Annotated in this window: 24 protein-coding genes and 1 tRNA gene; 14 read left to right on the forward strand and 11 right to left on the reverse strand. The window is 56.6% G+C overall.

The annotated features are described in order from the left end of the window. Window positions 1-2 precede the first annotated feature (2 nt). The 7 genes from ACR0DS_RS07640 to ACR0DS_RS07670 all read right to left on the reverse strand — a co-directional run bounded on the left by ACR0DS_RS07640 (window position 3) and on the right by ACR0DS_RS07670 (window position 5,717). The gene (locus tag ACR0DS_RS07640) at window positions 3-776 is read right to left on the reverse strand and encodes an ABC transporter ATP-binding protein (protein WP_480558414.1); all 774 of its coding nucleotides are present in this window, start codon (window positions 774-776) and stop codon (window positions 3-5) included. Continuing rightward, entirely contained in the window at window positions 773-1,537 is a 765-nt protein-coding gene (locus ACR0DS_RS07645) for an ABC transporter ATP-binding protein (protein WP_480558412.1), read from the reverse strand. Before ACR0DS_RS07645 ends, ACR0DS_RS07640 begins: the two co-directional genes overlap by 4 nt. Beyond that, window positions 1,534-2,631 (reverse strand): branched-chain amino acid ABC transporter permease, encoded by a 1,098-nt coding sequence (locus tag ACR0DS_RS07650; RefSeq protein ID WP_480558410.1) that lies wholly within the window; start codon window positions 2,629-2,631, stop codon window positions 1,534-1,536. Before ACR0DS_RS07650 ends, ACR0DS_RS07645 begins: the two co-directional genes overlap by 4 nt. A 3-nt stretch (window positions 2,632-2,634) precedes the next feature. Continuing rightward, window positions 2,635-3,510: a branched-chain amino acid ABC transporter permease gene (locus tag ACR0DS_RS07655; protein WP_480485668.1), complete on the reverse strand. Its 876-nt coding sequence runs from the start codon at window positions 3,508-3,510 to the stop codon at window positions 2,635-2,637. A 75-nt stretch (window positions 3,511-3,585) separates the two neighbouring features. Continuing rightward, entirely contained in the window at window positions 3,586-4,614 is a 1,029-nt protein-coding gene (locus tag ACR0DS_RS07660; RefSeq protein ID WP_480558408.1) for an alcohol dehydrogenase catalytic domain-containing protein, read from the reverse strand. Between the two features lie 209 nt (window positions 4,615-4,823). After that, the gene (locus tag ACR0DS_RS07665) at window positions 4,824-5,378 is read right to left on the reverse strand and encodes a hypothetical protein (RefSeq protein WP_480558406.1); all 555 of its coding nucleotides are present in this window, start codon (window positions 5,376-5,378) and stop codon (window positions 4,824-4,826) included. A 249-nt stretch (window positions 5,379-5,627) separates the two neighbouring features. After that, a tRNA-Ser gene (locus tag ACR0DS_RS07670) sits at window positions 5,628-5,717 on the reverse strand. Between the two features lie 123 nt (window positions 5,718-5,840). Between ACR0DS_RS07670 and ACR0DS_RS07675 the strand changes: the two genes are divergently transcribed. The 9 genes from ACR0DS_RS07675 (at window position 5,841) to ACR0DS_RS07715 (ending at window position 13,298) form a co-directional block, all read left to right on the forward strand. Beyond that, window positions 5,841-6,683 carry a DUF2059 domain-containing protein gene (locus ACR0DS_RS07675; RefSeq protein ID WP_480558404.1) on the forward strand — a complete coding sequence of 281 codons (843 nt, stop codon included), beginning with the start codon at window positions 5,841-5,843 and terminating at the stop codon, window positions 6,681-6,683. Continuing rightward, a complete protein-coding gene (locus tag ACR0DS_RS07680) occupies window positions 6,683-7,486 on the forward strand; it encodes a DUF2059 domain-containing protein (protein WP_480558402.1) in 804 nt (267 codons plus the stop codon). Before ACR0DS_RS07675 ends, ACR0DS_RS07680 begins: the two co-directional genes overlap by 1 nt. Window positions 7,487-7,706: 220 nt before the next feature. Next, complete coding sequence (locus ACR0DS_RS07685; protein ID WP_480480969.1) at window positions 7,707-8,318, forward strand: 50S ribosomal protein L21; 612 nt, start codon at window positions 7,707-7,709, stop codon at window positions 8,316-8,318. A gap of 11 nt (window positions 8,319-8,329) precedes the next feature. After that, the gene (gene rpmA / locus ACR0DS_RS07690) at window positions 8,330-8,599 is read left to right on the forward strand and encodes a 50S ribosomal protein L27 (RefSeq protein ID WP_050602452.1); all 270 of its coding nucleotides are present in this window, start codon (window positions 8,330-8,332) and stop codon (window positions 8,597-8,599) included. Window positions 8,600-8,695: 96 nt separating this feature from the next. After that, on the forward strand, window positions 8,696-9,304 hold the full coding sequence (locus tag ACR0DS_RS07695) for a LysE family translocator (RefSeq protein WP_480558400.1): 609 nt from the start codon (window positions 8,696-8,698) through the stop codon (window positions 9,302-9,304). Next, window positions 9,301-9,837 (forward strand): GNAT family N-acetyltransferase, encoded by a 537-nt coding sequence (locus ACR0DS_RS07700; RefSeq protein ID WP_480472732.1) that lies wholly within the window; start codon window positions 9,301-9,303, stop codon window positions 9,835-9,837. Before ACR0DS_RS07695 ends, ACR0DS_RS07700 begins: the two co-directional genes overlap by 4 nt. 37 nt (window positions 9,838-9,874) lie before the next feature. Continuing rightward, window positions 9,875-10,909: a GTPase ObgE gene (gene obgE, locus ACR0DS_RS07705; RefSeq protein ID WP_209596239.1), complete on the forward strand. Its 1,035-nt coding sequence runs from the start codon at window positions 9,875-9,877 to the stop codon at window positions 10,907-10,909. Beyond that, window positions 10,897-12,003 carry a glutamate 5-kinase gene (proB, locus tag ACR0DS_RS07710; protein WP_480505190.1) on the forward strand — a complete coding sequence of 369 codons (1,107 nt, stop codon included), beginning with the start codon at window positions 10,897-10,899 and terminating at the stop codon, window positions 12,001-12,003. The genes obgE and proB overlap by 13 nt, the downstream gene beginning before the upstream one ends. A 32-nt stretch (window positions 12,004-12,035) precedes the next feature. Then, a complete protein-coding gene (locus ACR0DS_RS07715) occupies window positions 12,036-13,298 on the forward strand; it encodes a glutamate-5-semialdehyde dehydrogenase (protein WP_480558398.1) in 1,263 nt (420 codons plus the stop codon). On the opposite strand, the gene ACR0DS_RS07720 is transcribed toward ACR0DS_RS07715, so the two are convergent. Further along, complete coding sequence (locus ACR0DS_RS07720; protein ID WP_480480960.1) at window positions 13,295-13,891, reverse strand: histidine phosphotransferase family protein; 597 nt, start codon at window positions 13,889-13,891, stop codon at window positions 13,295-13,297. The genes ACR0DS_RS07715 and ACR0DS_RS07720 overlap by 4 nt on opposite strands. Window positions 13,892-13,933: 42 nt before the next feature. Here ACR0DS_RS07720 and ACR0DS_RS07725 point away from each other — a divergent pair, with 42 nt between their 5' ends. The 5 genes from ACR0DS_RS07725 to tsf all read left to right on the forward strand — a co-directional run bounded on the left by ACR0DS_RS07725 (window position 13,934) and on the right by tsf (window position 17,717). Then, window positions 13,934-14,116: a DUF3553 domain-containing protein gene (locus tag ACR0DS_RS07725; protein WP_267364751.1), complete on the forward strand. Its 183-nt coding sequence runs from the start codon at window positions 13,934-13,936 to the stop codon at window positions 14,114-14,116. A gap of 102 nt (window positions 14,117-14,218) precedes the next feature. Beyond that, a complete protein-coding gene (olsB, locus tag ACR0DS_RS07730; RefSeq protein WP_480480957.1) occupies window positions 14,219-14,974 on the forward strand; it encodes an L-ornithine N(alpha)-acyltransferase in 756 nt (251 codons plus the stop codon). Next, the gene (gene olsA / locus ACR0DS_RS07735; RefSeq protein ID WP_480485654.1) at window positions 14,940-15,815 is read left to right on the forward strand and encodes a lyso-ornithine lipid O-acyltransferase; all 876 of its coding nucleotides are present in this window, start codon (window positions 14,940-14,942) and stop codon (window positions 15,813-15,815) included. Before olsB ends, olsA begins: the two co-directional genes overlap by 35 nt. A 166-nt stretch (window positions 15,816-15,981) precedes the next feature. Continuing rightward, on the forward strand, window positions 15,982-16,764 hold the full coding sequence (rpsB, locus tag ACR0DS_RS07740) for a 30S ribosomal protein S2 (RefSeq protein ID WP_209503940.1): 783 nt from the start codon (window positions 15,982-15,984) through the stop codon (window positions 16,762-16,764). A gap of 77 nt (window positions 16,765-16,841) precedes the next feature. Beyond that, window positions 16,842-17,717 carry a translation elongation factor Ts gene (gene tsf / locus ACR0DS_RS07745; protein WP_480480953.1) on the forward strand — a complete coding sequence of 292 codons (876 nt, stop codon included), beginning with the start codon at window positions 16,842-16,844 and terminating at the stop codon, window positions 17,715-17,717. 354 nt (window positions 17,718-18,071) lie between these two features. Here tsf and ACR0DS_RS07750 read toward each other — a convergent pair whose 3' ends face one another. The 3 genes from ACR0DS_RS07750 to ACR0DS_RS07760 all read right to left on the reverse strand — a co-directional run bounded on the left by ACR0DS_RS07750 (window position 18,072) and on the right by ACR0DS_RS07760 (window position 20,398). After that, complete coding sequence (locus tag ACR0DS_RS07750) at window positions 18,072-18,827, reverse strand: autoinducer binding domain-containing protein (RefSeq protein ID WP_480480951.1); 756 nt, start codon at window positions 18,825-18,827, stop codon at window positions 18,072-18,074. Beyond that, a complete protein-coding gene (gene aroQ / locus ACR0DS_RS07755) occupies window positions 18,824-19,273 on the reverse strand; it encodes a type II 3-dehydroquinate dehydratase (RefSeq protein ID WP_480485650.1) in 450 nt (149 codons plus the stop codon). Before aroQ ends, ACR0DS_RS07750 begins: the two co-directional genes overlap by 4 nt. 123 nt (window positions 19,274-19,396) lie before the next feature. Next, the gene (locus ACR0DS_RS07760; protein WP_480537860.1) at window positions 19,397-20,398 is read right to left on the reverse strand and encodes an NADPH:quinone oxidoreductase family protein; all 1,002 of its coding nucleotides are present in this window, start codon (window positions 20,396-20,398) and stop codon (window positions 19,397-19,399) included. Between the last annotated feature and the right edge of the window lie 61 nt (window positions 20,399-20,459).

Consider the following 20,459-nt stretch of genomic DNA (forward strand, 5'->3'; position numbering starts at 1 on the left):
TTTTACCTCCACGTCTTTTTCCGCTTCCAGCGGCGGCTTTCGCGCGCGCCTTCTTCTTGTTTTCCAAGATAGAAGCTTTGAATATCCTCGGATCGCAAAAGCGCATCCGCGGCCCCGTCCATGACGATGCGACCCACCTCCATGACATAGCCGTGATGCGCCAGTTCCAGCGCCGCATTGGCATTCTGTTCAACCAGCAACATCGTCATATTCTGTTCTTCGTTCAGACGTTTGAGAATGCCAAAGATCTCTTGCACCAGCAGAGGGGACAGGCCCAATGACGGCTCATCCAGCAACATGATACGAGGTCTGGCCATCAATCCGCGCCCTATGGCCAGCATCTGTTGCTGCCCACCCGAAAGGGTTCCGGCCTCTTGCGACCGACGGCTTTTCAGAACCGGAAAATAACGAAAGACCAGCTCACGATCCTGTTCGATCTGGTCTTTGTCTTTGCGGGTGTAGGCGCCGAGGCTCAGGTTATCATCAACCGTCAGAAGTGGAAAAACTTCGCGCCCTTCCGGGATGTGAACCACCCCGCGCTGGACAACCTTGTGCGGTTCCCAGCCCTGAATGTCACCGCCGTCAAAGGTGATCGTTCCCTTTTCCGGGTCCATCACGCCAGAGATGGTTTTCATCAAGGTGGTCTTGCCCGCGCCGTTTGCGCCAAGGATCGACACGATTTTTCCTTCGTGAACATCCAGCGAAACGCCCCGAATGGCCATGATTGGGCCATAGAAACTTTCGATATTGCGGACTTGCAAGATCGGAGCGTTCATGAGGCTTTCCCCAGATAGGCCTCGATCACGGCCGGGTGCGATTGCACGTCTGCCGGTGGCCCGAGGGCCAGCTTTGCCCCATCTGCCATGGCCAGGACCCGGTCGGACACGCCCGATACCAATCCCATGTCGTGTTCGACCATCAGCACGGTAATGCCCATTTGCCGCCGGATATCGTCGATCCACCAACGCATATCGGTCGTCTCTTCCACTGACAGTCCCGAGGCCGGTTCATCCAGCAGCAGCAACTTGGGATCGGTCGCCAGGGCACGTGCAACTTCGACCACTTTGCGCACGCCGTAAGGCAGCCCGGAAATCAACTTGTCGCGATAGGCCTGCAGGTCGAGGAAATCGATGATCTGTTCAACTTTTTCCCGGTTCTCCAGCTCTTGCCGTCGGACTGAAGGGGTGAACAAAAGTTCCGAAATCAGGTTCGTCTTGCGGTGCCGATGCCGTCCAACCAAAAGGTTTTGCAGGACAGTTGCGTGTTCGAAGAGCTCAATGTTCTGGAAGGTCCGCGCCACACCAAAGGCCGCCACGCCTGACGGTTTGACCCGAAGCAGATCGTGACCATCAAACCGAATCGACCCTGAAAACGGTTCGTAAAAGCGCGAGATCAGATTGAAGACCGTCGATTTGCCCGCGCCATTCGGCCCGACTATGGCAAAGACTTCGCCCTGCTGAACTTCGAAGGACAAATTGTCCACGGCCGTCAGGCCACCAAATTTCAGGGTAACGTTTTCAAATTCAAGCAAGCTCATCTCAGACGCTCCGTCTTGAGATAGGATTTCTGCCGTTTGAACATGTCCTTGCGATAGAAGGGAAACAGTTCGAACCAGGTGCGGATTTTCAGCCAGCGGCCATAGATGCCCATGGGTTCGAAAAGGATGAAGCCGATCAGGATCATGCCAAAGATGCCGAACTCCAGCCCCGGAATGGCAACGGTGTTTCCGCCGATGATCGCGCCGACATATTCCTTTGAAATCGATAGAAACTGCGGCAAAAAACCGATGACAATCGCGCCCAGAAACGCGCCGTGGATCGAGCCCAGCCCGCCGATAACGATCATCATCAGCAATTGGATCGAGATCAGGACGCTGAAGGTTTCATTGTTAAACGCACCAGCAAACAGACCCATCAACGCGCCGGCCCAACCTGTAACCGCACAGGACAAGGCGAATGAAATCATCTTTGTTCGCGCGATATCGACACCCATCGCCTGCGCCGAAACCTCGGAGTCGCGAACGGCGATGAAGCTACGTCCTAGCGGGGCCCGCAGCAGGTTTATATATCCCAACGTGACCAGAACGGTGACGAACAAAACCAGCCAGTAAAAAAGATCAGGCGTCCCCCAGCGGTCAACCGTAAGGCCAAAGATCTCGACCCCGCCGATATATTTACCCGCGACACCACCAGTGATCGGCTCGGACAATACGATGATGTCATCCATCAGGATGGAAAGCGCCATGGTAAAGATCGCCAGGTAGATACCGTGAAGCCTCAGGGCAGGGACTGCGACGGTCACGCCCGCGATCCCGGTCAGAATTCCGGCCAGCGGAAACGCGACCAGAAACGGCACGCCTGCCTCAATCAGGGCCACGTTGGCGTAACAGCCAAAGGCCAGAAAGGCCGCATGACCCAGACTGACTTGCCCTGTATGTCCGGTCAGGATCATCAGACCCAGCCCGGCGATGGCCCAGATCAGAACGTTTGTCAGTTCACCCAGATAGAAATCGTCCAGTGCGAAAGGCGCGGCCGCGACGACAAACAGTAGAAGCAGATAAAGGCGCAGCTGGAACCCGTCTTTCCAGGGGCGGATATCCTGCATGTAGTCGGTTTTGAAAACGATCCGCATGGCTCAGACCTTCTTGACCCGGACCTGACTGAACAGCCCGTTTGGTCGGAAGATCAGGACGGCAAGCAGCAAAGCGTATGGCGCGACCTGGCTGTAACCTGCCGCAATGTACCGGCTGGCGAAGGGTTCGATAATGCCGACAATCAGCCCTCCGGCCAATGCACCCGGCAAACTGCCGAATCCGCCGATAACGGCGGCGGCAAACGCCTTGATGCCCAGCAGTCCGGTTGTCGGATCCACAGCGCCTTTTGCAGCAAAGAGAATTCCGGCAATTCCTGCAACGCCTCCGGCCAAAGCCCAGACCCATCCCTGAACACGCCTGACGGGAATGCCCATGTAATAAGCTGCCAGCTGGTTTTGCGAGGCACCCTGCATCGCCAGACCCAGCTTGGTGCGGCTGAAGAAAACATAGAGTGCCCATGTCAGCAGCACCGTAACAACGATTATCGCGACATCCTCCATCCCCAGTACAAGACCGCCCATTCGCACTTCTTTGCCCGCAAGCGGGTTTTGCAGCGTTTGCGGCTCGTGCCCCCAGATCAGACCGGCAACGAAACGGATCACAAAGCCCAAAGCAATGGTCAGTATGACAACGGCGGTCTGGCTTTCACCGAACAAGCGGCGAATGATCAGGCGATCCAGAAGAAAACCGAGCGCGCCCATTATTCCCAATGAAACAGGCAGAGCGAGCCAGAACGGCAACCCCATGTATTCGGTATTTGTCAGGCCGATGGTCACAAATGCGCCCAGCATCATGAAATCGCCCTGCGCAAAGTTCACCGCTTCGGTAGCCTTGTAGATCAGTACAAAGCCAAGCGCGATCAGGCCGTAGACACACCCGTTCGCCAGCCCGCTAATCAGCAGCTGCGCGTTATCCACACTGTCCTCCCTCCACCGGTTTTCCAGCGTCTTCGTCCGCCCGCGTGTATCCTCCGGTAACGCAGGTGAGTTCTACTATGGGGTGATAATCACCTTTCCGTCACTCTTTTTCAGCGCATCGGCAAGATTCGACACAAGATTTTCGAGAGTAAGGTGTTCGGAAACATCCGTTTTCCAGCGTCCATCGGCAAAGCGGGCCTGAACTTCGGCCACAACCCGCATTTGGTCAGCGGGCGGTGTCGACATCATCCATTGCGTCAGCCAGAAACCTTCGATCCGTTTGCCCATGAAGATCAGCTGGCCGGTCTGAGAAAGCGTTGGCGCTTCGGTCGAAAGTTTGCCGTAGCTGACCCAGCGCGCCCGGTTGGGCATGGTGCAGAACAGTTTCTCGGACAGTTGATCCGTCAACGCATCAAGGAAGACCCGAGGTTTCAGCGTGGTGCTTATCGCGGCAAATTTCTCGACAATTTCAGGATCGGAAGTCACAAGCACTTCGGCTGCTCCAAGACTTTTCAGCGTATCGACTGTCTCGGCCCGGCGCACCAGCGCGATGGGTTTCAACCCCAGATCACGCCCGAGGCTGCACATCAGTTTTCCCAATTGGCTGGACGCAGCGGATATCACAAATGCGTCACCGTCTTCCCTTGCCATGTCCACCATCGCCATCGCGGTGAGAGGGTTGACGATTTGCGCGGCACCGTCATCATCTGAAATATCCGGACGCAAGGGAATACACATTTGCATCTGCGTCACGATGTATTCCGCCCAGGCGCCGGAACCTGCGGCCACGAAAGCGACGCGCTGTCCCTTCAGAGCCTCGGCACCTTTTCCGGTTGCAACGACGTCGCCACAGCCTTCGAATCCGGCCGCCGCACCTTTGACGCGCGGCTGGCCGTATTCACCCTTGATGAAGTGGAGGTCGGACGGATTGACCGACGACGTGCGCAGGCGGATCAAAACCTGACCGGGGCCGGGTTTGGGAACGGGCAGTTCTGCTGCTTCAAGCCAGTCTGCTGCATCCTCGATAACCGGTCCGGTCGAAGTGGCCGAGTACCCGCCGTGTTTCAGGATGGCAGCTTTCATTGTTTGGGGCAGGTCAGTCATGGGATCATCCTCAAGATGGCTTGTTCAATGCGCACACCCCCTTAAACAGGAGATTGCCAACGGGCGACCCCGGGGCGAGGATGTGTTGTCGGGGCAGCCAATCAAAAGCCGCACACTGGGTCAATTCAGAGAAACGATAACGTAAGGGCACGACTGGAAAATTGGCGTGCGGGGTAGGGGCCGGGAACGGGCTACCGGCCCCTTTTTTGTTATTGCTGCGTCAACAGCGCGGTCAGTTCTTGAATCTTCAAGGCGATGGTTTCAGGCGACTCTTTAATGTCATTTACGATCTTGATCGCCTGTTCTTTCAGATCCGTGGCCAATGTGCTGTCCTGAATCGAGGTCATGATACCTTCATAGTCGAAATTGGTGGGGTCCAGCTTGCCTTCCTGAATCCAGGAGCTCAGCAATTCCTGTCCCTGACCCGCCAGCGCCGCCACCTGATCACCGGCTTGCTGTGCTGCCTCGGATGCTTGCTCCGCGACAGACGAAGCTGCCTCACTGGCTTGATCGGCAACCGACGATGCGGCTTCCTGCGCCTGTTCGGTCAAGGATGAAGCTGCCTCGCTGGCCTGTTCTGTTGCGTCTTCAAGCGCGTCAGTCGCAGCTTCCTGAGCAGTTGACGCGGCATCAGCCACTGCATCGCCCGCCTCCTGCGCTGCGGATTGCACTTGTTCAGCCGGAGTTTGTTCGGACTGGTTGAGATAGTAGTAACCACCAACACCGACAGCGGCGATGATGATCAGGATAAGAATACGCGACATGTGTGTCTCCTTTGGAAAATGTGTCGCCGGGATGCGTTAAATGTAGCGGAGATACAAAGGGGAATTCCTGTGAATTCTCAGCAGAATACAGGTTTGGGCCGTGCTACGCTGATTGCACCAGATTTCACGGCAAGAACACGCCGGGTGACCCAGGCCACTATAGTTTCTGACAGCGGACCACTTGCAATTTTGTTGAGAACCCAAATCAGACCGGAAGACGTTTTCTGACAGCCTTCGATATTGGGAATGTGGCGGAGAGACAGGGATTCGAACCCTGGGTGGGCTTGCACCCACAACGGTTTTCGAGACCGCCCCGTTCGACCACTCCGGCACCTCTCCGCGGGGGTCTGTGAGGGGGGGATTTAGTCAGGAACGAACGGGGGCGCAAGCAGAAAATTCCGGAAATCGTGATTGCCGGGATTTTCCGTTGCCTGCCGGCGCAAAACACCTACTCTGAAAGGTATGACACAGTTTGCACACCGCATCGCCTTTTGGTTTCTCGCCCCGTTTCTGGCGCTGGTTCTGGTTCCTCTGGAGCTTTCTGCGGCGAACCGGGATCGGATTGAGGCTTTTCTGACGACGACCGGTTTTGACGTAGCTCTTGAAAGCATCGCCCTGAGCTCACGGTCCGCGCCGCAGATGTTAGGTGTTGACCCAGAGGGTTTCGGCTCGGACTGGACCCGTTTGACGGACGAGGTTTTTGAAGTCGGTGCAATGCACGACACCGCAGTTTCCATTCTGGAACAGACCCTAAGTGACGAAGCCCTGGCACACGCGGTGGAGTTTTATGCGTCTGACCTTGGTCAACGTCTGGTCGTGGCCGAAAATGCCTCACACATGCAGGAGGACGATGACGTCAAGCAATTGGCTGGTCAAAGGATTATCTCTGACCTGATCAAGAGCGGATCGAAACGGGTCGAAAGTTTTAAACGCATGAACAACGCGATTGATTCCACAGGCACGGCACTGCGTGCCTTGCAGGAAATTCAGGTGCGTTTCCTTCTGGCGGCCAGCGCATCGGGGGTCATCGAGCTGCAGTTGGGCGGGGATGAACTGCGCGAATTGATGAAGCAAAATGAACCGGCAATGCGCCAGTCGCTGCAACTGTCTAATCTGGCCGGTGCGGCTTACACCTATCAAGGTTTTTCCGACGCCGATGTGGATACATATGTTGACGCGCTGGAACAGCCGCTGATGCAGGAAGTCTACGAGTTGTTGAACGCCATCCAATATGAGATCATGGCCATGAGGTTCGAGGTTCTGGCCGCGCGGATGGCCGAGTTGCACCCGGCACAGGACATTTGATGCAGCGCGCTATTCTGGCATTTGTGGTCGCCCTGTGTTGGGCACTGCCGCTGTATGCCGATGGAAAAGTCGATCGGCTGGCACAAGCCATGCGTCTGACACAGGTGATGGAAATCCTTGTTTACGAGGGGCAGGGCCATCGCGAGACTCTTGACGATACTTTTTTGGATAACAAGGGTGGCGCTTTTTTCGAGTCGCAGGTCAATCGTATCTACGATCCCCTTTGGATGCGGGAACATCTGACGGACGCCTTCAAAGAAGGTATGTCCGATGTTCAGCTTGATCAGGCCATCTTGTTTTTTGAAAGCGATCTTGGCCAGACCATCGTAACACTGGAAAACTCGGCCCGGCGCGCCATGTCGGATCAGGCAATCGAAGACATGGCCCGAGAAGCCTACAAATCCGCAGAACGCAGCACCGCTCAGTTTGCTTTGGTCAAGGAATATATCGAGGCAAATGACCTGATCGAAAAGAATGTTCAGGGGGCATTGACGTCTGACTACAGCTTCTTTCAGGGGCTTGATGTTGATGCGCGGACCGATGATCAGGAACTTCTGGCCGAGCTTTTATTGCAGAAAGATAGCCGGGCCGAGGACACTGAGGAGTGGCTTTTCTCGTTTCTTCTTATGGCCTACCGCCCGTTGGACGAGGCTCAGATGCGCGAAAATATCGCGTTTTCCAGAACCGAGACGGGACAGGCCTTGAATGAGGCCGTGTTTGACGGCTTTGATCGCATGTTCAATGATATTTCCTATCGCTTGGGGCAGGCGGTTGGACAGGCGCTGAGGGCGTCCGATCTTTGACGCCGCTTTGGTGTTGACTTTTACCTGTAATCTATGGATAAGCGCGCATCCCGGCAGGTTTTCCGCGCCGGGTATCGTTATTATTTGGCCCTCATGACGTTGTCAGGGGCCATTCACACAGCCCGAAAAGGGGCGCGCTGTTCGAGGTGGCTTTCAAGTTTCTTGGGGCCAAAACACCCAGCCGGGGACCACAGAACGCGGGTTAGAAAAGGAAAGACGCATGTTTGCGGTCCTCAAGACTGGCGGCAAGCAGTACAAGGTTCAGGCGGGCGATATCCTCCGCGTTGAAAAACTGGCTGCCGACGCAGGTGAAAAAGTTCAATTCAACGATGTTCTGATGCTGGGCGGTGACGCTCCGGTCGTTGGCGCACCTTTCGTTGCAGGCGCAGGCGTTCAGGCCGAAGTGATCGAACAGATCAAAGGTGACAAGGTCATCAAGTTCGTCAAACGCCGTCGTAAGCACAGCTCGAAGCGTACCGTTGGCCACCGTCAGAAACTGACACTGGTCAAAATCACCGACATTCTTGCGTCGGGCGCCGACAAATCGGGCATCAAAGCTGCAACCGGTTCCGCTCCGGCTGGCGAGGCGGCACCCGCTGCAAAGCCTGCCAAGAAAGCCGAAGCCAAGGCTGAAGCACCCGCTGCTGCCGCTGCTGACGATCTGACCCAACTGAACGGTGTCGGCCCTGCCGCCGCCAAGAAGCTGGTTGAGGCCGGTATCGAGAGCTTTGCCGCTCTGGCCGCCTTGTCGGATGAGCAGATTGCTGCTATCGAAACGGTCAAAGTGAAACCCGAATGGGTTGAGCAAGCCAAAGAATTGGCTAAAGGCTAAGGAGAGAGAGAATGGCACATAAAAAAGCTGGCGGTTCCTCCCGTAACGGTCGCGACTCAGCTGGTCGTCGCCTTGGCGTAAAACTGTATGGTGGCCAGGCCGCTATCGCAGGCAACATCATCGTGCGTCAGCGCGGCACCAAGTTCTGGCCGGGTGAAGGCGTAGGCATTGGCAAAGATCACACCATCTTTGCAACTGTCGATGGCGCCGTGAAGTTCCACAAGGGACTTAAAAACCGCACCTTTATTTCGGTCCTGCCAGTGGCGGAGGCCGCAGAGTAAGCCGAGACCCAGAAGGTTTAAGAAAAATTCATGGGGGACCGGCACAAAGTGCCGGTCCCCTTTCTCGTTTTAACGCAGTCGTGACCGAAAGAACCGATGACAGTCGCAACCACCAGTTTCCTGATCTTTGCCGCCTCTCAGGTCGGTACGCCGGGGCCGGCCAACATGGTCCTGCTGGGAACGGGTGCGCGCTATGGGTTTCGTGCCGCATTACCTTTTGTGGCCGGTGTCGTGCTTGGTAAGCAGCTGATTATCTGGCCCGTGGGCTTTGGCTTGCTGCAACTGGCGGAACAGGTTCCGACGGCCTTTGCGGCGCTGAAATATGCTTCGGCTGCATATATTTGCTGGCTGGCGTGGAAGATCGCGAATTTGCGATTGTCGCGCGAAAATGCGGTCGGTGATGTTCCGGGATTCTGGGCGGGGTTGATCGTGCATCCGCTGAACCCAAAAGCCTGGGCCATGATTGTTGCGGGTTTTACCGGCTTTGTCGCGGCGGGGACGTCCAGCTTTGATGCAACGCTCACGATCGCTCTTAGTTTGTTGATCTGCCAGATCGTTTTGCACCCGATTTGGACTTTTGCCGGGGATAGAATCGCGCATGCGGTTGAAGGTCGCCCGGCGGAAAAATATCTGATGTGGACGTTGGCGGGTCTTACGGTCGCGTCCGTACTATTCGTGTTGTTCGGAGGAGGAACACACCAATGAAGCTTGAGACAATAATTAATCAGCCGGTCATTGAAACCGAGCGGTTCGATCTGCGCCCCCTGCGCCGGTCGGACATGGGCCTTATCGAGCATTATGCAGGTGATGAGCGCGTGGCGCGGATGACCACCAGTATCGCACATCCACTGGCCCCCGGATCGATCGAAGCCTTTGTAACCCGTTCGATGGCCGACAACCGGGATGAAGACGTCTGGGTCATGGATGCCACCAAGGACGGAGGTCCGGAACTGATCGGTGTGATTTCGCTGAAACGACTTGACCGGAATCAGTCCGAAGTCGGCTATTGGGTCGCGCCGATCTATTGGAACACGGGCATTGCCTCGATGGCTGTCGAAGCACTTGTTAACGCCAACCCGCTGGAGAACGCGACGATGTTCGCCAGTGTGTTTCAGGATAATCCGGCCTCGGCCCGGGTCCTGACCCATTGTGGGTTCCAGTATCTGGGCGATGCGGAAAGCTATTCGGTGGCACGCGATGCGAATGTGCCCACCTGGACTTACAGTAAAAAACTCTGACTTGTGGCCGATGGGGCCTTTGCAGTAGGGGACACACATGAAATTTCTCGATCTCGCAAAGGTCTACATCCGGTCCGGGGCCGGCGGTAGCGGCTGCGTCAGCTTCAGACGCGAAAAGTTTATAGAATACGGCGGCCCCGATGGCGGGGACGGCGGCAAAGGCGGGTCTGTCTGGGCCGAAGTTGTGGATGGGCTAAACACCCTGATCGACTTCCGCTATCAGCAGCACTTCTTCGCCAAAAACGGGCAACCGGGCCGGGGGCAGCAACGCACCGGCAAGGATGGGGACGATATCGTTCTGCGTGTGCCGGTTGGCACTGAAATCCTGGACGAAGACGAAGAAACCGTCATCTGCGACCTGACCGAAGTCGGGCAACGTGTTCTGCTGGCCAAGGGCGGCAATGGCGGGTTTGGCAACCTGCATTTCAAATCTGCCACAAATCAGGCCCCGCGCCGCGCCAATTCGGGGCAGGCGGGGATTGACCGCACAATCTGGCTGCGGCTCAAGCTGATCGCCGATGTGGGTCTTTTGGGTATGCCGAATGCAGGCAAGTCGACCTTTCTGGCGGCCACGTCGAATGCGCGGCCCAAGATTGCCGACTATCCGTTTACCACGCTGCACCCCAATCTTGGCGTTGTCGGCGTGGACAACGTCGAATTTGTTGTGGCCGATATCCCGGGCCTGATCGAAGGTGCTCATGAAGGCCGTGGCATTGGTGACCGTTTTCTGGGTCACGTGGAACGCTGTGCCGTGTTGTTGCATCTGGTCGACGGCACCTCTGCGACGGTCGCCGATGATTACCGCACGATCATTCACGAGTTGGAAGCCTATGGCGGCGAGCTGGCTGAAAAGCCCCGGATCACTGTTCTGAACAAGATCGACGCGCTGGATGACGAAGAACGTGCCCTTGCCGTCGCAGAGCTTGAGGAGGCCGTGGGCGGCCCCGTCATGACGATGTCCGGTGTGGCGCATCTGGGTGTAACCGAAGTTCTGCGGGCGCTGCGCAGCCAGATTGACGACAACCGTGTGCGTCAGAAACCCGCTGAGGAGGCACAGCCTTGGCAACCCTGACCTCGGCACGCCGTCTGGTGGTAAAAATCGGGTCGGCTTTGCTGGTTGATCGCGACACTGGCCTGCTGCGGTCTGACTGGCTGCTGTCGTTGGCGCAAGATGTTTCCTGGCTCAAGGGGCAGGGGAAAGATGTGATCCTTGTTTCATCCGGTTCGATTGCACTTGGCCGCGGAGTATTGGGCCTGCCGATGGCGGCACTGCCTTTGGAACAGTCGCAGGCTGCTGCTGCGGTTGGGCAAATCCGGCTTGCACGCGCCTACGAAGAGGCGTTGGCACCCCATGGGATCACTACAGCGCAGGTTCTGGTGACGCTTGAAGACAGCGAAGATCGCCGCAGGTATCTGAACTCACGCGCAACCTTGGAAACTCTGCTTGGGTTGGGCGTCGTTCCGATCGTCAATGAAAACGACACGGTTGCAACGGACGAAATCCGGTATGGCGACAATGACCGTCTGGCCGCGCAAATCGCCGTGACAGTAGGGGCCGACCAACTGATTCTGCTGTCGGATGTGGATGGCTTCTATTCGGGCAATCCTAAGGAAGACACTTCGGCGAAGCGCTTCGAGACAATCGACAGGATCACACCCCAGATTGAAGCCATGGCCGGTGATGCGGGCTCGGGCCTGTCAAAAGGCGGGATGAAAACAAAACTGTTGGCGGCCAAGATGGCAACCGCGGGCGGTTGCGCCATGGCGATTACCGAAGGGTCGGTTCTGAACCCTCTGAAAACGCTTGAAAACGGTGCCAATTCCACATGGTTTACCGCGACATTGGATCCACACGCAGCCCGCAAACGATGGATTTCGGCGATGAAACCTCGGGGTGAGATTACCGTGGACGAGGGGGCGGCCAAGGCACTGGCCAATGGCAAAAGCCTGCTCCCTGCCGGGATTGTGGAAGTGACCGGAGATTTCGGTCGCGGCGATCCTGTCGCCGTCCTTGATCTGGAATCCCGCCGTCTGGCTCAGGGGATAAGCCGGTATACGGCGCAGGAAGCCGATGCGATCAAGGGGCGTAAGTCTTCTGAGATTGAAGCGACGCTGGGCTATCCCGGCCGCGCAGCCCTCATCCACCGGGACGACCTCGCCCTTTAACCTTCAATAAGATGATCTGAAAGGCACGCGATATGAAAGACTTCGATAGCATTCCTGCTCTGATGGAAGATCTTGGGAAACGTGCCAAAGCCGCTTCGCGTGAACTGGCTTTCGCAACAGCTGAACGAAAGCACGCAGCGCTGATTGCAGCCGCAGACGCGGTTTGGGCCAATCGGGCACGGATCATCGAAGCCAATCAAAAAGATCTGGAATTCGGCCGCGACAAGGGACTGAGCCCCGCAATGATGGATCGCCTGATGCTGGATGAGGCGCGTGTTCAGGACATGGTGGACGGGCTGAGAACCGTCGCGGAGCAGGCCGACCCGGTAGGTGAGGTTCTGTCTGAATGGAATATGCCCACGGGCCTTAACATCCAGCGCGTCCGGACACCGTTGGGGGTTATTGGCGTGATCTACGAAAGCCGACCCAACGTGACTGCGGATGCCGGGGCGCTGTGCCTGAAATCGGGCAATGCGGTAATCCTGCGTGGCGGATCCGAAGGCTTTCATTCCTCAACCGCGATCCATGCCTGTCTGGTCGAAGGGCTGAAGGCCGCGAACCTGCCCGAAGACGCCATTCAACTTGTGCCCACACGCGACCGCGCCGCGGTGCAGGAGCTGCTGACGCTGACCGACTATGTCGACGTCATCGTTCCACGCGGAGGCAAGGGACTGGTAGGCCTTGTACAACGAGAGGCCCGTGTGCCGGTCTTTGCCCATCTCGAAGGCATCGTGCACATTTACATCGACAAGGCTGCTGATCCGCAGAAAACGCTGGAAGTTGTGCTGAATGCCAAGACCCGCCGCACTGGTATTTGCGGAGCCGCTGAATGCTTGCTGGTTCATCAGGATATCGCCGACACACTGGGGCGTGACGTGGTTGCGGCACTGGTCCAGTCAGGCGTCGAGGTTCACGCCGACGGTGTCCTCGCTGGGGAGGGTACAGTTGCTGCTACGGCGGAAGACTGGGGAAAAGAGTTCCTCGACAGCGTGATCGCGGCGAAGCCCGTTGCCGATATTGATGCCGCGATTGCTCATATTCAGCAATACGGCTCGAACCACACCGATTGCATCATGACCGAGAATGACACGGCTGCGGCCCGTTTCTTTGAGCGTCTGGACAGCGCAATCCTGATGCACAATGCCTCGACTCAGTTTGCGGATGGTGGCGAGTTTGGCATGGGGGCAGAAATCGGAATCGCGACGGGCAAGATGCACGCGCGCGGACCGGTTGGGGCGGCGCAATTGACCAGTTTCAAATATCTCGTGCGCGGGAACGGAACGATCCGGGCTTAAAACCGAAGTGACACGCGGGTTGCCGAGGTTTCAACGGCAATCCGCCGGCCCATCGCAGCTGCCGTTTCAGGCAACAACGCGAACTGAACGTGCGCGGGCGTGATCTTGGTGGGAAACCGACCTGTCACGACGTTCTTCCAAAGATCACTATCGACATTCAACCGGTCTGCAACCCCGGTCACTATCCAATTGTTGCCCTGATTGACGATCTCGACTGCGCCGCCCAGCGGCATGGCACTTTCGCAGCACATAAGCGCCAGAAAGGCCAGTTTGACCTGATTACGCGGCACAGGCCCGGTCAGGTTCCAGTTGACCCGTATCCGCCCGGCACGCTCGATATCTTTCAGCAGTTCGGTTACTTCGGTCCGACCAAGCGGCTGATCACTGGCCGAGCCAAAGGCAACGCGGAAAAAGCGTATACGTGCCCCGGCACTTCCGACACTGCCCGAGATCAGTTCCATCTCGGGGCCCTGTACGGCGCCCACCATATCCAACAGCTCAAGCCCGTTGGTGATCGCGCCGATCGGGCTGATCAGATCATGGCAAATCCGCGAACCGATCAATTCGGCCAGGTTGACGTTGCTCTCGCCCATGCGTACCTCCGACTGTATCTGCCGCACGTCCCGGAGGCCCCTATGACAGACATGAATGCTATACTTGCACCGGGCATGTTTGTCCGCCACCCGGATTTTCCCGAATGGGGCGTCGGACAGGTTCAGTCCAACATTGCAGGCAAGATCACCGTGAACTTTCGCGAGCAGGGAAAAGTGGTGATCGACGGAACGCGCATCGCCCTGATGCCGGTCTTTGATCTGTGAAAGTGGTTTAGGAAAGGTTAACAACGCTGACCGAAGCGGGGCTTGTTGCCTTTGGCTGAAAAACTGCGGTATCAGCAGCCAAAAGAACACGGATCACCCCATATGCCGGATACTGGCCCTTCTTTCACCGTAAAACTGGCCGAGACCGAAGCCGACCTGCAAGCAGCTCAACGCCTGCGCTATGACGTCTTCGTGCGTGAGTTGGGGGGCGGCGGAGAGATGGTTGATCACGATGCTGGCCTCGAGAAAGATCGTTTCGACCCGTATTTCGATCATATGTTGGCCTATGATGATCACACCGGCGAAATTATTGGCGTCTACAGGATGTTACCGGGCGAACGTGCTGCGGAACTGGGACAATTCTATTCCGAAGATGAATATGACCTGACCGTTCTCAAGAACAGTGGGCGCAAACTGCTGGAGTTGGGACGGTCGTGCCTACACCCCGACTACCGTGGGGGTACGGCAATGTACCACCTGTGGAACGGTTTGGCCGCTTATGTAGCGGAACGTGACATTGAGGTGCTGTTCGGCGTTGCGAGTTTTCACGGAACAGACGTGGCCACATTGGCGCAGCCCTTGTCGATGCTTCACCACAACCATCTGGCTCCGCCAGAGTTGCGCGTACGGGCGCAGCCCGATGTTTTTCAGTCGATGGACCTTGTGAAACCAGAGGCTTTGGACCGCCGCGCCGCCATGGTTCAGGTGCCAGCATTGATCAAAGCCTACCTTCGCTTGGGTGGTTTCGTGGGCGAGGGCGCCTTTATCGACCACACCTTCAACACAACGGATGTGTGCCTGATCCTCGACACGACGCGCATGAATGAACGGCAGCGTCGAATTTATGGCGGGGCGTGACGCTGTGAACGACCCGCTCTGGAATAGTGAAGACGCGCCCGATCCGATCGAGCTGGGCGTTACCGGATGGGTTCTGGTCATTCTGCGCGGAGTCCCGCTGGCGGCCCTTGTCTTTGGTGGCCTGATCATCCTTCTGGCCGTTCGCCTGATCGAGTATCCGATTTTCGGCGTCCGGCGACCTGTGACGCCGTTCATCACACAGTTTGTCTGCCGCAACGCGTTTCGAATTCTTGGCATCGGATTCCGCACATCAGGCGCGCTGATGAAAGAGAGGGGGGCGGTGGTGGCAAACCACACGTCCTGGCTGGATATCTTTGCTCTGAACGCGCGCAAGCGGGTCTATTTTGTCTCCAAGGCAGAAGTTGCCAAATGGCCCGGTATCGGCTGGCTGGCCCGTGCGACCGGGACGCTGTTCATCGAACGGGATCGCAAGAAAGCCAAGGAACAAACCAAGCTGTTTGAAACCCGCCTGAAAGTGGGTCACAAACTGTTGTTTTTCCCCGAAGGCACCTCAACCGACGGGCTTCGCATTTTACCTTTCAAAACAACGCTTTTCGCCGCGTTCTTTGCAGATGAGTTGCGTGATTTCATGTATATCCAACCCGTTTCTGTGGTGTTTCACGCGCCCAAAGGCCAGCCAAAACGCTTTTATGGCTGGTGGGGGGATATGGAGTTCGGGCCGCATTTGCTGAAGACCCTTGGCGCACGTCGGCAAGGAACTGTTGAACTAATATATCATGCGCCAGCGCGGGTCAGCGACTTTGAAAACCGCAAGGCTCTGGCCGCCCATTGTGAAGACGCCGTCAGGCATGCGCACGCATTGGCGCAGCTTGAAAAATAGGGGCGATTGGCCCTTGCGTAGCGCGCAAACCTGCCTTATACGCGCGCCATTCAAACCCGCAGGCGGGGTTTGGCCTTTTTGAGGGAGACATCCTCATCAAGACCGCCGGTTGGAGCGTCCGCTTCTTTCACCCCCGCCCAGGCGTAAACCGGAAAAGGAAAATTGCATGGCTCTTCCCGAGTTCACCATGCGTCAGCTGCTGGAAGCTGGCGTTCACTTTGGTCACCAGACACAGCGTTGGAACCCCCGCATGGGCCCGTTCATCTACGGCTCGCGCAATGGCATCCACATCATGGACCTGACCCAGACCGTTCCGATGCTGGATCAGGCTCTGCAGGCTGTTCGTGACACCGTCGCAAAAGGTGGCCGCATTCTGTTCGTTGGTACTAAGCGCCAGGCAGCTGGCCCGATCGCTGAAGCGGCTGAAAAGTCGGCTCAGTACTACATGAACCACCGCTGGCTGGGCGGCACGCTGACCAACTGGAAAACCGTTTCCCAGTCGATCAACCGTCTGAACCAGATCGACGAAGCCATGGAATCGGGCGCAGAAGGCCTGACCAAGAAAGAGCGTCTGGGCATGGAACGTGACCAAGGCAAACTTCAGGCGTCGCTGGGTGGTATCCGCGAAATGGGCGGCGTTCCGGACCTGCTGTTCGTCATCGACGTCAAGAAAGAAGCACTGGCCATCGCAGAAGCCAACAAACTGGGTATCCCGGTTGTGGCTGTAGTCGACACCAACTGCTCGCCCGATGGCGTTGACTACATCATTCCCGGCAACGACGACGCGGCACGCGCAATCGCTCTGTACTGTGATCTGGCCGCACGCGCCGCTCTGGACGGTATGACCGCGCAGATGGGCGCAGCAGGCGTTGATCTGGGCGCATTCGAAGAAGCTCCGGTTGAAGAAGCTCTTGCGGAAGAAGCCGCAGAAGCCCCTGCCGAAGCGTAAGCTGCCCGTCACGTAAATGACATATGGGGCAGGGTATGACCTGCCCCAATTCCGTTTGAATTGAGGAGAGCCAAAAGATGGCAATCACAGCAGCAATGGTTAAAGAACTGCGCGACTCGACCGGCGCAGGCATGATGGACGCAAAAAAAGCGCTGACCGAAACCGGCGGCAACATGGACGACGCCGTTGACTGGCTGCGTACCAAAGGCCTGGCCAAAGCGGCCAAGAAATCAGGCCGTACCGCAGCAGAAGGTCTGGTTGCTGTTCACGTCAACGGTGGCAACGGTGTTGCTGTCGAAGTGAACTCGGAAACCGATTTCGTTGCGAAAAACGCTGAGTTCCAGGAAATGGTCAGCAAGATTGCAAACGCTGCTGAAGGTGTGGACGACATCGAAGCACTGCTGGCCGCTGATCTGGGCGGAAAAAGCGTTGCCGACACGCTGACCGACAAGATCGCCACCATTGGCGAAAACATGTCGGTGCGCCGCATGGCCAAACTGTCAGGTGAAACAGTTGTGTCTTATGTGCACAACGCTGCGACCAGCGGCATGGGCAAAATCGGTGTGCTGGTTGCACTGTCGGGTGGTGATGAAGCTATCGGCAAGCAGGTTGCGATGCACATCGCCGCTGTGAACCCGGCTGCCCTATCCGAGGCCGACATGGACCCGGCAATTGTCGAGAAGGAAAAGCAGGTTCAGATGGACATCGCCCGCGAATCCGGCAAGCCGGAGCAGGTGATCGAAAAGATGATCGAAGGTCGCATGAAAAAATTCGTCGCCGAATCGACATTGCTGAGCCAGCAATTCGTTGTGAACCCTGATCTGACCGTTGAAGCCGCTGCAAAAGAAGCCGGCGCAACCATCACCGGCTTTGTTCGCCTGGAAGTTGGCGAAGGAATCGTTGTGGAAAAAGAAGACTTCGCTGCCGAAGTCGCAAAAGCTGCTCAGGGCTAAAGAAAGGCTCCGACAGGGGCCTTGCTGAACAAAGTGAAAGGGTTACGCGTCGCGTAGCCCTTTTTTGTTGGTGGCACATCAGAGAATTGGCAAAGAAGTGAAGGATTGGAGGGCCCCGCATGATGGGGATGGTCGAGGCCCCCCAAAATTCCGACACAGGTACGCGGACGAATAGGCGCCCCCTTGTCAGAGTGATTGGAGAGCTTTGAAATCGCAAAGATCCAACCGAATGTTCCCTGGCTAAAGCCACCACTCACGGAACACTCTCACTTTGCAACTTTTAGGTTAGATTTGAAAAGTAGTGATTTCCTTACCTAGGGTAAACTGACGCGGGATGGCGTCATAAAAACACTCCTAAACTTCCATAATGAACATCTGATTATGCAAAGATGCCTTCAAAACAGCCTGAGCCGTCGTTTCAACCGACAACGCCTCACGGGCGAGTCGAAGATGCTTTTCGACAGTTGCCGCTGTCAGGCCCATCAGCAAGGCTATGTCCTGCGTGGTTTTTCCGTCACCAACCCATTGCAACGCCTCGCGCTGACGCTTTGTCAGGGCCCGGTTCGGTGGGTTGAAAGGCAATGTCAGGATCTTCAGATGCGCAACGTTGTTCATCAAAAGAATGTCTTCACCATGCTCTTGCCAGATCGCGTCAATGTCTTCCTGGCTCATCCCTTCCTTGGCGGATAGGGAAATCGCCCCTTTCGAGCGCACAGAGACCGAGTTGAAACTGATGGTGTAACCAGAAACGACGCCCATGGACTTGTTGAACTCGAAAACCTCACGCTCTTTATCGGTCATCGACCCGCGAGAATGCATGTCCAGCAACATTTTCCAGCTGGCGGCACCTTCATTGTCCAGCGCCCATTTCAACATGGGGGCGTGAAAATACAAACCGTCCTTGATGAAGCCATCCACATAGGCACGGTTATGGTTAGTCAGAATGACAAAGTCCTCTGGATCACCCAATGAGGTTGCCGTCCTGTATTGCGTGTGGCCGTAGATAAGACGATCGAACCCGAATTCCGCCATCTGTCGGCAATGCGCATCCCACAGGTCTTCCAGGGTCTTGGCATAGCTGACAAACCGCAGATATTCCCTGAGGGTCATGCCGTGCCACCTGCTTTCAAATGCGCGGCCAGCGCGTCCAGAGCAAGAACATAGCTTTGGGCGCCAAAGCCACAGATCTGCCCCAGAGCAACAGGCGCAATATAGGACTTGTGCCGGAATGCTTCCCTTGCATGGATGTTGGACAGGTGAACTTCGACAACCGGCAGGTCAACTGACGCGATGGCATCCATCAGCGCAACCGACGTGTGTGTGAACGCCCCCGCATTGATCACAAGGCCATCTTGCACACCGCGTGCGCCGTGGATCGCATCAATTAACACACCCTCATGGTTGGATTGCAGATGCGAGACTTCAAGGCCAATGGACGCGCCATGGCGCTGGCACTCCTCCTCGATCATCTTCAGAGTGGTGCTGCCGTAAACCTCGGGCTGCCGTGTGCCAAGCAGGTTGAGGTTTGGGCCGTTCAATACCAAAACGTTGTGCATGTCTTCACGATCCCCATTAATGGTACATAGACGCCTAAAGGTTGGGTTGTCTACCTGCCTTTGCCGGATCGAGTACAGTCGAAAAACCGGTGTACGAAGCGGGTCGCTATTTTGTTAAGGGCTTCAACTTTCCGCCATGGTGACAACGATTTTTCCGAGAACGGATCGCTGCGACAATTGTTCAAGCGCCTCGTGCGCGCGGGCAAGCGGGAACCGGGCGCTAATTCGGGGTTTGATTTTGCCGGCTGTGTACAGATCGAACAGGTTCTTGACGTTGTCAGCATGGCCGATTGGATCGCGGAAAACTGACGCGCCCCAAAACACACCAACGATCTGACATCCTTTCAAAAGGGCCAAATTCAAGGGAATCCGCGGAATGCCCGCTGGAAAACCGACGACAAGGTAACGACCTTTCCAGGCCATGCTGCGCAGGGACGGTTCGGCCAGCGTACCGCCAACAGCGTCGTAGACGATGTCTACGCCTTCAGGACCGGCAAGTTTCTTAACTTCGGCTGAGAAGGCTTTTTGCGCATCCTTGTCCATGTCGCGCGGGTAAATCACCACGTCATCGGCACCAATCTGGCTACAGAATTCGGCCTTTTCAGGTGATGAAACGGCTGCGATCACCCTGGCACCCATGGCTTTGCCCAGTTCAATGGCGGCTGACCCCACACCTCCGGCGGCACCCAGTACCAACAGGGTTTCACCGGGTTGAATCTCCGCCCGATCCTTCAACGCGTGGCAGGACGTGCCGTAGGTGAAAATGAAACAGGCGGCATCTTCATAGGGCATCGCATCAGGAATTCGGATTGCAGTGTCCGCCTTGAGCGTGACATGGGTCGAAAACCCACCATGCCCGGTTAGGGCCAAAACACGGTCGCCTGGCTTCAATCCATTGACGCCTTCGCCCACAGCCAGAACTTCACCCGCAATTTCACCGCCCGGAGCAAAGGGCCGTGGCGGCTTCATCTGGTACAGATCGCGGATAATCAACGTGTCCGGAAAATTCACACCCGCTGCTTTCACACCGATCAAAAGTTGGCCTTTGCCCGGCTGCGGATCTGGTAGGGTCGTAAGCTCCAGGGTTTCGGGACCGCCCGGTGCGACGCTGAGTAATGCTTGCATACCGCCTCTGATCTGCCTGTACTTTGTGTCGAGGAAGTTTTGGTGCAGCATGGTTTTTTGT

The sequence above is a fragment of the Ruegeria sp. AF5 genome (genome assembly GCF_056541905.1).

Coding starts and splice junctions, on each gene's coding strand:
- obgE (WP_209596239.1), top strand. CDS start 9,875: ATGAAATTTCTCGATCTCGCAAAGGTCTACATCCGGTCCGGGGCCGGC.
- olsB (WP_480480957.1), top strand. CDS start 14,219: ATGCCGGATACTGGCCCTTCTTTCACCGTAAAACTGGCCGAGACCGAA.
- ACR0DS_RS07680 (WP_480558402.1), top strand. CDS start 6,683: ATGCAGCGCGCTATTCTGGCATTTGTGGTCGCCCTGTGTTGGGCACTG.
- ACR0DS_RS07720 (WP_480480960.1), bottom strand. CDS start 13,891: ATGGGCGAGAGCAACGTCAACCTGGCCGAATTGATCGGTTCGCGGATT.
- ACR0DS_RS07750 (WP_480480951.1), bottom strand. CDS start 18,827: ATGACCCTCAGGGAATATCTGCGGTTTGTCAGCTATGCCAAGACCCTG.
- ACR0DS_RS07660 (WP_480558408.1), bottom strand. CDS start 4,614: ATGACTGACCTGCCCCAAACAATGAAAGCTGCCATCCTGAAACACGGC.
- aroQ (WP_480485650.1), bottom strand. CDS start 19,273: ATGCACAACGTTTTGGTATTGAACGGCCCAAACCTCAACCTGCTTGGC.
- ACR0DS_RS07700 (WP_480472732.1), top strand. CDS start 9,301: ATGAAGCTTGAGACAATAATTAATCAGCCGGTCATTGAAACCGAGCGG.
- ACR0DS_RS07650 (WP_480558410.1), bottom strand. CDS start 2,631: ATGCGGATCGTTTTCAAAACCGACTACATGCAGGATATCCGCCCCTGG.
- ACR0DS_RS07640 (WP_480558414.1), bottom strand. CDS start 776: ATGAACGCTCCGATCTTGCAAGTCCGCAATATCGAAAGTTTCTATGGC.
- ACR0DS_RS07715 (WP_480558398.1), top strand. CDS start 12,036: ATGAAAGACTTCGATAGCATTCCTGCTCTGATGGAAGATCTTGGGAAA.
- ACR0DS_RS07665 (WP_480558406.1), bottom strand. CDS start 5,378: ATGTCGCGTATTCTTATCCTGATCATCATCGCCGCTGTCGGTGTTGGT.
- ACR0DS_RS07675 (WP_480558404.1), top strand. CDS start 5,841: ATGACACAGTTTGCACACCGCATCGCCTTTTGGTTTCTCGCCCCGTTT.
- ACR0DS_RS07685 (WP_480480969.1), top strand. CDS start 7,707: ATGTTTGCGGTCCTCAAGACTGGCGGCAAGCAGTACAAGGTTCAGGCG.
- rpmA (WP_050602452.1), top strand. CDS start 8,330: ATGGCACATAAAAAAGCTGGCGGTTCCTCCCGTAACGGTCGCGACTCA.
- ACR0DS_RS07645 (WP_480558412.1), bottom strand. CDS start 1,537: ATGAGCTTGCTTGAATTTGAAAACGTTACCCTGAAATTTGGTGGCCTG.
- tsf (WP_480480953.1), top strand. CDS start 16,842: ATGGCAATCACAGCAGCAATGGTTAAAGAACTGCGCGACTCGACCGGC.
- ACR0DS_RS07760 (WP_480537860.1), bottom strand. CDS start 20,398: ATGCAAGCATTACTCAGCGTCGCACCGGGCGGTCCCGAAACCCTGGAG.
- rpsB (WP_209503940.1), top strand. CDS start 15,982: ATGGCTCTTCCCGAGTTCACCATGCGTCAGCTGCTGGAAGCTGGCGTT.
- ACR0DS_RS07695 (WP_480558400.1), top strand. CDS start 8,696: ATGACAGTCGCAACCACCAGTTTCCTGATCTTTGCCGCCTCTCAGGTC.
- olsA (WP_480485654.1), top strand. CDS start 14,940: ATGAACGGCAGCGTCGAATTTATGGCGGGGCGTGACGCTGTGAACGAC.
- ACR0DS_RS07725 (WP_267364751.1), top strand. CDS start 13,934: ATGACAGACATGAATGCTATACTTGCACCGGGCATGTTTGTCCGCCAC.